At 61.1% G+C, this 12,658-nt stretch carries 12 protein-coding genes; 6 read left to right on the plus strand and 6 right to left on the minus strand.

Features of this window, described 5'->3' with window-relative positions; genetic code table 11:
- Positions 1-121 precede the first annotated feature (121 nt).
- Together GAK28_RS13995 and GAK28_RS14000 are read left to right on the plus strand one after the other, a co-directional pair.
- Positions 122-595 (plus strand): GNAT family N-acetyltransferase, encoded by a 474-nt coding sequence (locus GAK28_RS13995; protein WP_291780201.1) that lies wholly within the window; start codon positions 122-124, stop codon positions 593-595.
- Between the two features lie 177 nt (positions 596-772).
- Positions 773-2,578, plus strand: coding sequence for a S53 family peptidase (locus GAK28_RS14000; RefSeq protein WP_291780204.1), 1,806 nt, complete (start codon positions 773-775; stop codon positions 2,576-2,578).
- A gap of 42 nt (positions 2,579-2,620) precedes the next feature.
- On the opposite strand, the gene GAK28_RS14005 is transcribed toward GAK28_RS14000, so the two are convergent.
- The 3 genes from GAK28_RS14005 to GAK28_RS14015 all read right to left on the minus strand — a co-directional run bounded on the left by GAK28_RS14005 (position 2,621) and on the right by GAK28_RS14015 (position 4,733).
- Positions 2,621-2,911, minus strand: a complete 291-nt coding sequence (locus GAK28_RS14005; RefSeq protein ID WP_291780207.1) for a hypothetical protein — start codon at positions 2,909-2,911, stop codon at positions 2,621-2,623.
- A gap of 138 nt (positions 2,912-3,049) precedes the next feature.
- Positions 3,050-3,334, minus strand: coding sequence for a transposase (locus GAK28_RS14010; protein ID WP_291780210.1), 285 nt, complete (start codon positions 3,332-3,334; stop codon positions 3,050-3,052).
- Between the two features lie 511 nt (positions 3,335-3,845).
- A complete protein-coding gene (locus tag GAK28_RS14015; RefSeq protein WP_291780213.1) occupies positions 3,846-4,733 on the minus strand; it encodes a LysR family transcriptional regulator in 888 nt (295 codons plus the stop codon).
- Positions 4,734-4,844: 111 nt separating this feature from the next.
- Between GAK28_RS14015 and GAK28_RS14020 the strand changes: the two genes are divergently transcribed.
- Positions 4,845-5,810: an MBL fold metallo-hydrolase gene (locus GAK28_RS14020; protein WP_291780216.1), complete on the plus strand. Its 966-nt coding sequence runs from the start codon at positions 4,845-4,847 to the stop codon at positions 5,808-5,810.
- 55 nt (positions 5,811-5,865) lie between these two features.
- On the opposite strand, the gene GAK28_RS14025 is transcribed toward GAK28_RS14020, so the two are convergent.
- The gene (locus tag GAK28_RS14025; RefSeq protein WP_291780219.1) at positions 5,866-7,578 is read right to left on the minus strand and encodes a hypothetical protein; all 1,713 of its coding nucleotides are present in this window, start codon (positions 7,576-7,578) and stop codon (positions 5,866-5,868) included.
- A 236-nt stretch (positions 7,579-7,814) separates the two neighbouring features.
- Here GAK28_RS14025 and GAK28_RS14030 point away from each other — a divergent pair, with 236 nt between their 5' ends.
- The 3 genes from GAK28_RS14030 (at position 7,815) to GAK28_RS14040 (ending at position 10,951) form a co-directional block, all read left to right on the plus strand.
- Entirely contained in the window at positions 7,815-8,189 is a 375-nt protein-coding gene (locus GAK28_RS14030; RefSeq protein WP_291780222.1) for a BlaI/MecI/CopY family transcriptional regulator, read from the plus strand.
- On the plus strand, positions 8,189-9,772 hold the full coding sequence (locus tag GAK28_RS14035) for a M56 family metallopeptidase (protein WP_291780225.1): 1,584 nt from the start codon (positions 8,189-8,191) through the stop codon (positions 9,770-9,772). The genes GAK28_RS14030 and GAK28_RS14035 overlap by 1 nt, the downstream gene beginning before the upstream one ends.
- 90 nt (positions 9,773-9,862) lie before the next feature.
- On the plus strand, positions 9,863-10,951 hold the full coding sequence (locus GAK28_RS14040) for a DUF6351 family protein (protein ID WP_291780227.1): 1,089 nt from the start codon (positions 9,863-9,865) through the stop codon (positions 10,949-10,951).
- A gap of 635 nt (positions 10,952-11,586) precedes the next feature.
- Here GAK28_RS14040 and GAK28_RS14045 read toward each other — a convergent pair.
- Complete coding sequence (locus GAK28_RS14045) at positions 11,587-12,216, minus strand: hypothetical protein (protein ID WP_291780229.1); 630 nt, start codon at positions 12,214-12,216, stop codon at positions 11,587-11,589.
- Positions 12,217-12,400: 184 nt separating this feature from the next.
- A partial coding sequence (locus GAK28_RS14050; protein WP_291776025.1) for an IS3 family transposase occupies positions 12,401-12,658 on the minus strand: 258 nt, incomplete at its 5' end.

Consider the following 12,658-nt stretch of genomic DNA (forward strand, 5'->3'; position numbering starts at 1 on the left):
CCCGTCCGTTAAGACCCTTGCAGGCGTTCAGCTCCCGCCCCCCCGTTGCCGGCTTAAATGCCATGAATGATAAAAAGGTTAGTTAAAACATGTGCTTGACGCTGGGCCTTGGGCTCCCGTGGTGATCGTCCGTCCCTTTCGCGAGAGCGATGCCGGGGCGCTTGCGGCGCTGTTTCACGCCTCGGTGCGTGACGCTGGGCATCGTGACTACACCTCGGCGCAGGTCGAGGCCTGGAGTCCCGGAAGCCCCGATCCTGCCGTCTATCTGGCCAGGGCAAGGGACCGCGTCGTCCTTGTGGCGGAAACGGAGGGTGGCGAGGTGGTGGGCTACGGTGATCTCGGTATGGACGGCCATATCGATCATCTGTATCGCCATCCCGATCATGTCGGCACGGGTATCGGTTCGGCCATCTATCGGGCGCTCGAAGCCCAGGCCATGAGCGCGAACATCGGAACGCTTCGTGTCGAAGCGAGCGAAGCGGCCCGCCGACTATTCCTTGGACATGGCTTCAGGGTTGATGGGCGCAACGACTTCGTGCTGCGTGGCGTGCCGATCCATAACTATCGTATGTCGAAGGTGCTCGCGTTCCGCTGAGGATGCGTCGCGTCGAATCGCTGGGGCGATGGTGGGGGGATTTCATCCGCGTCGCGTTCTGAATGATGGGACTCATAAAAACCGTTATGCGCGATCGCCATCGATAGGGCGATCCGTGGGCGACGTCGTCCCTCGAAAAAGAACGAGCCACCCTATTCCTCTTTGGGAGACAGTGCGATGCAACGTATCTCTATTGCCAACGGACGGCCCAGGCGCCGCTACCTTGTCGCAACCCTCGTGGCCGCCATGACGATGGGCGCCGCCTCGGAATCCATGGCGTCGGATGGCGGCGCGCAAGCGTGGAAGGCGACGCGAACCCAGGCCTATACGTCGGCGGACGCGCGCTTCGACGGCTATGCCGAGGACAAGGAAAACGTCTCGGTGGTGGTGTCGCTGAAGCTTCGAAACAAGGAAGCGCTGGACAACTACACCCGTGACCTGTTCCGGCCACGCAGTCTCGTCTTCCATCGCTTCCTCGACAAGAAGCAGAGCGCAGCGACGTTCGCACCTACCCAGGAGCAGGCCCAGGAAGTGGCGGACTACCTCGCCAAGCAAGGCTTCACCAATGTGCATATCTCCGAAAACCGATTGCTGGTGACGGCGGATGGCAACGTGGGTGTGGCACGCAAGGCGTTCCGTACCACCATCGCGCGCTTCAGCCGCAACGGCGTCGCGGGCATCGCCAACGATTCCGATGTGCAGGTGCCCGAATCGCTGCCACAGGTGGATCAGGTGCTGGGCCTGGATACGGTCAACCCCATCCATACCCATTCCCTTGATGGTGGATCGTTGAAGCCTGCCTACACGGTGTTGACGAATGGCGGGCACGGCTACCGGCCACATGAGTTCGCGACGGTGTACCACGCAGGATCGACGCCGGCCGCTACGGATACCACGGTCGCCGTCATCGGCTGGGGCGACATGGCTAACTCGGCCAATGATCTCAAGCGCTACCAGCAAGACGAGGGCTTCACCGTCACACCCACCTCCGTCGTCAACACGAGCGGTCGCACCACGAATGACGATACAGGCCAGGGGGAATGGTCGATGGATGCCCAGGCTATCGCGGGTGTCAGCGGTGGCCCGAAGAAGCTGATTTTCTACACCAGCGGCGGCAACGCGTCGTACAACTTCCTGACGGGTCGCTACAATCCGACGGGCAATTCCAACGCGGCACTGCTCAAAGCGATCAACCGCGCAGTCAGCGACAATGAGGCCAAGGTCATCGACATGTCCTGGGGCGCGTCAGAATGCGGCACGACCAGTCCGGGCTTTGCCAACTCGGCGTTCCAGCTGGGTGTGGCGCAAGGCCAGACGTTCGTCGCGTCGAGCGGCGACAACGGCGCCTATCCGTGCGTGATAAAGGGGCAGGGGCTCGCCAACGGCGCCTACGGCGATCGTACCCGCCCGTCGGTGGGCTATCCGGCCAGCTCTCCTTATGTGGTGGGTGTCGGTGGCACGACGCTGAATACCTCCGTCGCCAATGTCTACACCTCAGAATCGAGCTGGCCATACAGCGGCGGCGGCACCAGCGGCGCCGAGTCGCGGCCGTCCTGGCAGACCGGTAGCGGGGCCTATCGCCAGGTGCCCGATGTCGCCTTCGATGCGGATTGGGACAAGAGCCCGGTGCGCTACTACCTGACCAGCAGCACGACGTCGGGAGTCAATAACTCAGGGTATTACTACAACGGCGGCACGAGTCTGGCGGCCCCCTTGTTCGCGGGCATCTGGGCTCGCCTGCAGACGGCCAATGGCAATCGCCTGGGATTCGCCGCCCCTGCGATCTATGCCTACGCCTCCTCGCAGGATGAGCGTCTTCCGTTGCAGGACATCACGACGGGCAACAACGGCAAGTACGACGCGACGGCGGGCTGGGACAGCGCGACCGGTTGGGGAAGCTTCGACATCGAGGCGGTGAAGACCTTTATCGCCAATACGCCGGGGTTTATCGATGCCAGCAATGCGCTGACATCTAACCCGTAACGACGACGGTGGCCGCGCAGCCCGCGGCCACCGTTCCCGTTCTTACTTGTTCTCGGGTACGAGATTGGCCAGCTTGCCCTTCTTGTCGAACTGGCAGCTGAAATTTTTCTTTCCGTCCATGCCTGCATCCGCGGTACCGGCGATCGCATAGCCCGCATCGACGGACTGGATGGGTTGCAACTGGATGTAGTCGTTCTTCACGTCGAACTTCTTGGCCGCGGCGTCCAGGCAGCGGGTGGTCAGCTTGCCTGGATCGGGACGATCGGATGCGACGGCGTGAGAGGCGAGGACGAGGCCCAGGGACGCCGCCAGCAGCAGGGTGGAGTTGCGCATGGTCTATCTCTCCGTACAAGGCACGAGGCCGGGATCACTGCCCACCGGAGCCTGCCTTGGAAATTCTTGCTGGAAAATGAACTCCATGGCGATGCATAGGCCTTTGCGTTCAGTTGTGCGCCAGCCGGGACCCGCCCGTCATGAGGGGCGGGTCTTTCGATGTTCAAGTATCGCGATCAGGCACTGGACCTTGCGTTCCAGCTCTTCGATACGCAGTTGCTGGCCCTCGACCTGGCTTTCGATCGATACGTTGTCGCTGAAGTGTCCCTGGTCGAATTCCTTCAACCACAGGTGAAGCAGGTTGGCCGATAACCCATAGGTACGCAGGGTCTCGCGACGCCCGATACTGCCGTTGCGTACATCGGTACAGATTTTTCGCTTGAAGGCATCGCTGTGACTGCGATAGGTGCGTCGTGGTGGCATGCGGCTTATCCGGCTGGCGCATTGGTTGAGCACGCCAACCCGCCGCACGCGGGTACGTTACGGAACAGGGGCGCACGGGACACCGCGAAGGGGGTGCTCGCGATGCTGCTTGGGTAGGCGCGCTGGCGAAGGCGAAGGAAAGGCCGGCTTTCCATCGGTTCGGGATCGTATGGACCACGCAGCGGGCGAACGTGCGCCAGGATTTATGTCAGAGTAAATTCATTACGGGAAGAGGGGCGAGATAAAGGGCGCTTGATCATAAACATGACGGGTTAAACACTGATCCGCCCGGTATCCCGATGCAGGCGGTGCATGGAATCGATGAATGAGCGCATGAGATTAATCCACCATGCGTGCGGTCGTGCGAAACACCGGGAATTTGACTCGCGCCGTTAATACGATCGTTTTATCTGCATGGCGTTATCGTGGAGATTTTTAGCCGCCACTTTTTATAATCGCCATGGCCTTCGACGTATCCATGCATGATCCATACAACATGGTTCGAAGCGATTCACCCGTGGGTCGCGGCGTCGATGAAGCGCGTCCGAAGCCACGCCAGGCCTTCATCGTTTTGCGCGCGCGGATGCCACGCCATCGCGACATGGAACGCAGGTATATCGTACGGCAGGTCAAACACGTCGACGAACGCGCGATAGTGGCTCAGCAGGCGACTGGGTAGCGTGGAGATACACTCGGTGTTCGCGAGCACCAGGGCGACCTGGTTGTAGCTGGGCACGGCGGCCACCACGTTCCGCGAGCGCGACAGCTGAGTCAGCGCCGTGTCGATGGGGCTGTGGAAATGCCCGTGCTGCGACACGATCACATGGGGCAGCGCGCAGTACTCGTCGAGCGATGCGGGCGACATGCCGCGTGGATGATGCTTGCGTTGGGCCATCTGAAAGCGATCCATCAGCAAGGTCCGGCTCTTGAGCGCGCCCGGCACCTTGCTGGCGTCACCCAGGAACAGGTCCACCTCGGAGCGCGCCATGCGCTCGACCAGCGTTGGGTCGCCGATGGGAACCACGGCGAGCTTGAGCGCGGGATTGCCGAAAGCCAGCAGGCCCGCCATCACGTTAAGGCCGACGATGGTGAACACACTATCGTTCGCGGCGATGGTGAAGCTGCGCTTGGACGTGGCCGGATCGAAGGGCGTGGTCGCGCTGACCGCGTCGTGCAGTTTCGACAGCGCCTCCACCAGGCGGGGATGCAGGTCGATCGCCCGCTGCGTGGGGACCATGCCGCGCCCGGTCTCCGATGGCACCAGCAACGGGTCGTCGAACAGCTCGCGAAGACGGGCGAGCTGGCCGGACAGCGCGGACTGGCTGAGGCTCAGCCGGCGTGCCGCCCGCGTGACGTTGCGTTCCTCCAGCAACACGTCGAGTGCGATAAGCAACGGCATGTCGGATCGCTTGATATCCAAATTCCTGATCCCTCGTATCGGCAAGTCCGACATACGTATCGCGGATGCGATCGCTTAGATTGCTGAGCATTCATTATCCCGGAAAGCCCCATGCGCACACGATCCCTTGTCCTGAAAGCCACCGCGGGCCTGTTCCTCGCGACAGCCATTACCTTCGCGCTGCCTGGCCCGGTCGGCGCCGAGCCCGCCATGGCAGCGGCCCATCCCGCCCAGATCGGTGTCTTTCGCTATCGTCTTGGCGACTTCGAGGTCACCGCGCTCAGCGACGGCACCGTGCCGCTGGACTTGCATGAACTGCTCAAGGGAGTGAGCCCAGCCGATATCGACAAGGCCCTTGCCGGCAGCTTCCGCCGCAATCCCGCGGAAACCTCGATCAATGCCTTTCTTGTCGATACGGGCTCGCGCCGGGTGCTTATCGACACCGGCGCTGGCGGCCGTCTGCTCGACAGCCTGAAGGCTGCGGGTTACGAGCCCTCGCAGATCGACGACATCCTGCTCACCCATGCGCATGGCGACCATGCGGGTGGCCTCGTGCACGACGGCGCGCTGGTCTTCCCGAAGGCCACCGTGCATATCGCCAAGGCGGATGTCGATTTCTTCCTGGACCCGGCGCACCAGAACGGCGTGCCGGGCTACGACAAGAGTTACTTCGTCAGTGCCACCGCCAGCCTCGGGCCGGTGAAGGCCGCCGGCAAACTGGACACCTTCACCGGCGCTGACCAGATCCTGCCAGGTATCGTCTCGGTGCCGGCCCCCGGCCACACGCCGGGCCATAGCTTCTATCGCGTGGAGAGCAAGGGCCAGTCGATGCTGTTCATCGGCGACCTCGTGCACGCCGAGGCCGTGCAGCTCCCGAACCCGAAGGTGACGATCGCCTTTGACGTGGACCAGTCCAAGGCACAGGCCAAACGCGTGGCCGACTTCAAGCAGTTCGCGACATCCGGCCAGGCCGTGGCGGCGGCTCACCTGCCGTTCCCCGGCATCGGTCATATCCGTCGCCAGGGCGCGGGTTACGACTTCGTGCCGGTGGATTTCGTCAATCGCGACGGGCAGTAAGCGGGCGACATCCAACGCATGGGGCATCCGGTCGGACGCCCCATGCGTCACGGGGCTATTTAACGCACGACGAGGTCCACGACAGCCCGGGCTGCGTGCCCGCGCTGGGATTGAAGGTGATCGTGTGCGGCTTGCCGTCGCGAAGAACGTGCAGCACGACAGGCAGGTCGAGGCTGGAGGCGATGGGATTGATATCCACGCTGTCCTGGATGACATCGCCATCGCGCAACCCGGCGACGTCCGCCGGCGAGCCGTGGACCACGCCAGCGATTGCCTGGCCCGCATTCAGTCGAAGCGGCTTGGGGAATCCGAGGTCGAAGATGCGCACGTCCTGCTTCTTCGCATGCATGCAGTCGCCGAACGCACCCACCGCGGGGTAGATCAACTTGCCCTGCATCATGTCGTTCCAGTCGGCGATGGCCCAGGGGCCCACCTGCTCTGTCAGCAGCTTGACCCATGTCTGCCCCGTGGACGGTGCACCGTGGTTGATCCGCTGGGTCATGGCGTTGGCGAGCGTTAGCACGGTGTGCTTCGATCCATGGGCCTTGAGCTTGGCATCGAGGTCGGCGAGATACAGGGTGCCGCGGTTGTACGGAATCATCCATGCGTTGCGTCCGGTCCACATGGTGGTCGGGATCTCGCTGTTGGGGATCGAGCGCTTCGCGTTGGTGTAGTAGGCGGCGCTTTCCGAGTTGACCTCGTCGGCGTACTCCTGAGGGGTATACAGGCCGGCGGCGTAGGGCACCCTCATCGAGAGATAGTTGGCGAGGCCTTCCGTGTACCAGTCGCCGCCGTCCTGGTCGGCGTCCATGGTCGCGGCAAGGCTGTGCACCATCTCGTGCGCGACCGTGAAACGCAGGTTCGCGGTTCCCGGGTTCTTGCCTGGGGGGAGGTAAAGCATGAACGAGTTCTCCGCCGCGCGACCGCTCGGATTGGCGCTGCCCACGAACGAACGGATCATGAAGCGGTAGGGTTTGTCGTGAAGCTGGAACGCCTTGACCTCCGCCGCGTGCGCACGCGCGGTCCAGTCGCCGATGCTTTTCAGTTGTTCCTTCGGCATGCCCAGCGCATAGACGGTGACGCCTCCGTCATTCGGTTGACCCGACATTCGGTGGGTCGTCACCGGTCCGGCAAGGAAAAGCGTGCCCAGCAGCTTTTCGGGGGTATAGGTGCCACGGCAATCACCTTCGCCGTACGAAGAGACCGCCATCTCGCCGGGTTTCAGGCCCCAGGTGACATGCGTATCGAACGATCCGCCCGCGGTGTCGGGTAGCACCAGGAAGCCGATATAGCCGCCGGATACACCGCCCCCGGCTGCCTGTAGATCGAACTGGGGACCTCGCTTGGCCGCGACGTTTTTGGCGACATGCATCCGGTAGGACACCTTGACCGTGCCTGCCGTGGGGCGGGGTGCTTTCCATTCCTCATAGGTCGCACCGTTGCTTTCGCGGCGTACCGCGGCTCCCATGGGGAGGGGGCCATGTTCGTCGCTGACCGTCAGGTCTGCGACCACGTCGGTGCCGCGTTCCAGGCTCGGTTCGAGCGTGTCGAGGTCCAGGACCAGCGGGGCAGTGCGTCCCGGGGCGGGCGTGTATACGTAGCTCACGGCCAGGCCATCGGCCGTGCCATCACCCGAGCGAGTGGGGGTCAGTCGGATATCCAGCTTGGCGATGGCCGGTGCCGATGATGGAACAGGAAGTGCGTGTGAGGCGAAGGCCAAGGCCGAAAGGGCAGCGAGGCCATAAACGACGGGGCGGGCGGGTTTCATCGGGGGTCATCGCTAGGGTGGGGATTTGAATCTACCATTCGATAGGTAGGCATCCTATCTGGACTAACGGCACGGGTAGGCGCCCGAACTTCAGGGCGTTCATCGAGGCGACTGCGTTGGGGGAGGGGCGAGTTGAAAGCTACCGCCAATCAGGTGAGATCCATCTACTACATTCATAGTTGACTTGGGCTGCAATGACGAGTAATTACTATGCCCATAGTAGAAGGGGGCGAGGCGTGGCTATCTCACTGACCGATCGCGAAGCGGACATCATGCAGGTGCTGTGGGACCAGGGGCCGTGCCTGGTCGCCGACGTTCGTGAGCGCCTGAGCGACGACCTGGCCTACACCACCGTGCAAACGGTATTGCGTGTTCTCGAAAGCAAGGGTTACGTCGGGCACCAGGAAGAGGGCCGAGGGCATCGCTATTTCCCCTGCGTGAAGCAGAAGGCGGCGCGACGAAATGCGATCCAGCACCTGACGGACAAGCTGTTCAAGGGATCGGCGGAGCTACTCTTTTCGCACATGGTGTCGGAACAGAAACTCAGTCCGGAACAGCTCGAACGCATGCGGCGACTTCTGGCGGAACGTTCCGGCGAGGATGAGGCCTGATGGTCGCCTGGATGCTCTATACCGTGTTGGTGGCTTTTGCGTTGGCCGTGGCTGGGTTCATGGCCGAGCGGGCTGCCAAGTGGCGCGGAGCGTCGACACGATGGCCGTGGGTCGCGTCCATGCCTGGATCGCTGGCGGTGCCGGTCATCATGGCCTGCGCATCGATGGGGTTTTCCGCTAGTGCTGTCGGCGAAAAGAAGGTCGCATCGCTGGTGCTGAGCGACGCCACGTCGATTCGAACACCCCTGACGCAAATACACCTCGATAACGTCTCGGCCTACGGTCGCTCCATCAACATCGACGCCTTGGCTGCCGACGTGTGGGTGTCGGCATCGGCACTCATGGTGCTGGCGCTATCGCTGGGCATGGTATGGGTATCACGACAAAAGCGAGGATGGCGTGGCGGCACGTTGCACGGTGAGCGCGTGCGCATTGCACCTGACACCGGTCCGGTCGTCATCGGCTTGATTCGCCCGCAAATCGTCGTACCCGAATGGCTCCTCCAGATGAGTCGCGTGCAGCAGGAATGCGCACTGGCCCACGAGCGTTCACACCTCGACGCTCGCGATCCCTTCGTCATCGCCATCGCCGTGGGCCTGCTGACGTTGATGCCCTGGAACGCGGTGCTGTGGTGGCAATTCTCCCGGCTACGTCGTGCCATGGAGATGGATTGCGATGCACGGGTCCTCCGGGGTGGCTGCAACGTTTCCACCTACTGCGAAACGCTGCTCCATGTCGGTCAGCAGAAATCGAGACATATCCCCCTGCTCCCGGCGATGAGCGATTCCGTCTCGTTTCTCGAGCTTCGCATCCGCCGGATGCTGCGCAAGCCGGGCAAGTGGGTAAGGGTGCGCTTCGCGGCATGCATCGGCTTGTCGGTGGGCGTCGCGGCTGCTGCGACGCAAGTCATTCCGCCTGACGCGAGCCACCTGGGGGCTCTGCCGATCGCAGGCTCGGCCGCGTTGGATCGTTATGCCGGCTTCTACCAGATCAGCCCTATGTCACTTATCAGCGTGACCCGGGCGGATGGTGGGCTATCCGTCGCCATCAGTGGACAGATGGCCGCGCCTGAACCTTTTCACCTAGTGAACACCGGCCCTGACCAGTTCGAAGTGCAAGGCAACGATACGCTTGCTGTGCGGTTTGTCATGGATGCTTCCGGGCGTGCCATACGCTTGATCGCTACGCAGTCCGGACGCGTCCTGCTCGATCAGCCTCGCGCCGACGAGGCGAACGCACAGCGGATCAACGAGGCACTTGTCGCTCGCATCAAGGCGCAAAAACCTTTTCCCGGCAGCGAAAAAGCGCTGCGCCTGCTTCTCAGCGATCCCGACGGCGGCGCGGGTATGAGCCCTGGGCTCGCCTGGGAGCGTCAGCAACAAAAAACGATGCGTGAAGCCTATCTCGCCCGCATCGGAGCGGTTCAGTCGTACGCATTCACCGGGGTGAACGAGTTCGGAGCGGATACCTACCTCGTCAAGCGCAAGAACGGCGAGGAAACCATCATGTTGGTGGTCGACGAGGACGGCACCTTGGCCAACGCCGTTCGGTATTCGCCCATGGCCTCTCCGCCCAAGACCTGAAACCTACCCCCATCGCGCCATGCCTGCCGGCGGCCATGTCGTGGCCGCAAAGGTAGCCCTGCGCCTTGTTTCGACCATCGGAGTGACGAAATGACCTTCAAAGCATGGCGTAACCTTGTTGGAATCTGTCTGCTCGGGTTGGGATGCAGCATGGCCGCTTCATGGCCTGCTCATGCCGCCAAGCTCGACCCCGGCGTCCATGCCGGCACGTTGCAAGGTGCGCTCTATCGCATCGATGTCCCCGACCACTGGAATGGCGATCTGGTCATGCTCCTGCATGGCTATCAGCCCGTGGGCGCACCTATCTCGACGCCGATGACGGCTGCCGATTCGACGGACGTGTTCCTCAAGAAAGGATTTGCCGTTGCGCAGAGCCAGTATGCGTCGCAGGGCTGGGCGGTAGGCGACGCCATGGCCGACAACGAGCGGCTTCGCCAGCATTTCGTTCGCACCTACGGTCAGCCATCGCATACCTATATCTATGGCTTTTCGATGGGTGGGCTGGTTGTTGCCGCCAGCATCGAACGCTACCCCCACGCCTACACCGGCGCGATGATCACCTGCGGCCTGACGGTGTCCACGCCAGATTTCCTGGCCAAGGGCGTCATCACGCCTCTGGTAGCATTCGATGCCTTGATACCGGGCGTCATTCCCGATCTAGCGGCACCCGATTCCCCACCGGCGATCTCGCCCGAGGCCATCGCCCACGCATTGGAGGCGCACCCCAAGGAGGCTGCCCTACTGGCAAAACGCCTGGAGGAAAAGCCCGAGACGCTGCCGACGTTGGCGCTTTACTACATGGCGCTGCGTGAAATCGAAAAGCGCGCGGGCGGCATGCCGGTCGATAATCGAAAGGAGGTGTACGAGGGCTTTGGTGACGACGCCACGTTCAATCGCAACGTGCATCGTTACAGCGGCTCACCGCAGGCGATGGCTTATGCCAAGCGCAACCTTAGTTTGACGGGACACATCGCCGTTCCCCTCGTGATGCAGTGGAATGCGTTTGATCAGACCATCCCTTCCCGATTCCATGGGGTGTACCCGGAGCAGGTCAAGGCCGCAGGAGGCGGCAAATGGCTCACGGTGCTCGATCCGGTGGGCGAGGGGCATTGTAACTTCACCGATGAGCAGACGTCGGCGGCGTTTGATGCCCTGGTGCGCAAGGTTGTTGCCGACTAGTCATCGTGCATGGACAGAACAGCAAAGTTAGTTCATAGAAAAGCGCATAGTTTGTAGCCCAATATTAGCTATATAAATTATGCATTTATATGTAATTACTCTTCAGAAGAGCATGTCTAGTGCACGGGCTATCAAGTTTGGCGCTTCCAAGGGATAGGGTCGGCCCCAGTACTCCTGGTGAATTCGCCCCCAGGGACATTGGAAGCTTGGCCGGAAAGCAGATGGGGCGGGGCGCCAGCCGTGGTTCGCGGCTGATCCTAGCCACGATAGCGCTTTGAAGCCGATCTCGTAATGCCCACCAACCCCCACTTCATGCAACTTAGGCATTGATTTACATATATATATTCTTGAGCCAAGGCAGACCGTATCCTGCTCTGTATCCCAACATGAAGACCTTTGGACCGAAAGCCGTAGTCTTCCCTCGCGACGAGCCAATCGCGCGAGTTAGATGAGCGCCTCCGTCACTAAAATCCCAGTACGAACGGAAGTACGGATATTTTTCCTTATCGGCATAGATCTCGCTCGACCTACAGCTGAAACAGACTCACGTCCGCAACGCCATCTAGCGCCATGGAATATGGAGTGAGCTGAGGCACTCGCGTCCATTGCTATTCAACGGCTATGCAGGAGTCGGATCAAGCTTTCCTAAGTTCAGGCGATCTTGCCGCGTACCAACGTACACATTGTTCGGCGGCGATCTTCGCGCAAGCAACGAGCCCACCAATTTGGTCCGGCGGGCACTCTTTGCCTGTGGGTTTGTAGTTCGCCTTCGCGTGAGCGAGCTGATTTCTCGATGAAGTCAGTGCTGTAGCTAACTCAGAAAGAGCAGCCTTTCGCTCCTCAGTACTGCTCTTAGGCGAAATCTTCGTGAGAAGCTTGAGGCACTTAGGCGCGTGCGATGCCATCAGGACGGGATCACAACATCGCTCGACAGACAACTTAAGAGCTTCCGCATCCCGTGTTAGGACGCGATTCTCTTCGAAGAGATTGAGCAAACCGTCCATGTAATCTGCATTTGGATTGAGTGCATCACGAGAAAGCAATCGCTTGCGAAGATCCTCGTACTGCCGTTCACGAACGACCGTTGCCGCGACATACTCAATGCACTTCACATAGCTGAGAAGCGAAGCTTCAGAATTGTTCGTACCATACCCGCTATTGAACTCCTGAAGCACAGCAGGAAGGCCCTGGCCCAGAAGTAAAGGGCGGAGTTTTTTAGCCCGCAGAACCAAGTCGCTGATTTCGTCGGCTTCCGGATCTTCCATGTCTCCCGTGAACCTGGGCGCTTCAAGGTACTCGACGCCGAGCGTCGAATGGAGCTCAAACATATAGGCTTGAATTACATCGACTGCCGCTCCCTTTTCTGCCCCCTTCGGGTGCCTGACCTCAATGAAGATATCCTCCGGCAACAATGGTGGGTGATCTTGCCCCTGATTTACGGACACCTATCTAAGCGACATTGGCCAGCTCGTACTGCTCTGGGCTGAGGTAGCCCAGGGTCGAGTGCAGCCGGATCCGATTGTAGTCAACCTCAATGTAGTCAAACACATGAGCCTTGGCCTGCTCCCGTGTGGCGAGGTGTTCACCATGGATGGCCTCGACCTTCAGACTGTGGTTCCAACTCTCCATTGCTGCGTTGTCGTAGCAGTTGCCTCTGGCACTCATGCTGGCGATCAAAGCGTATTGCTCCAACAGGGCGCGGTGCTC

It is taken from the genome of Luteibacter sp. (assembly GCF_009912395.1).
Lineage (GTDB): Bacteria > Pseudomonadota > Gammaproteobacteria > Xanthomonadales > Rhodanobacteraceae > Luteibacter.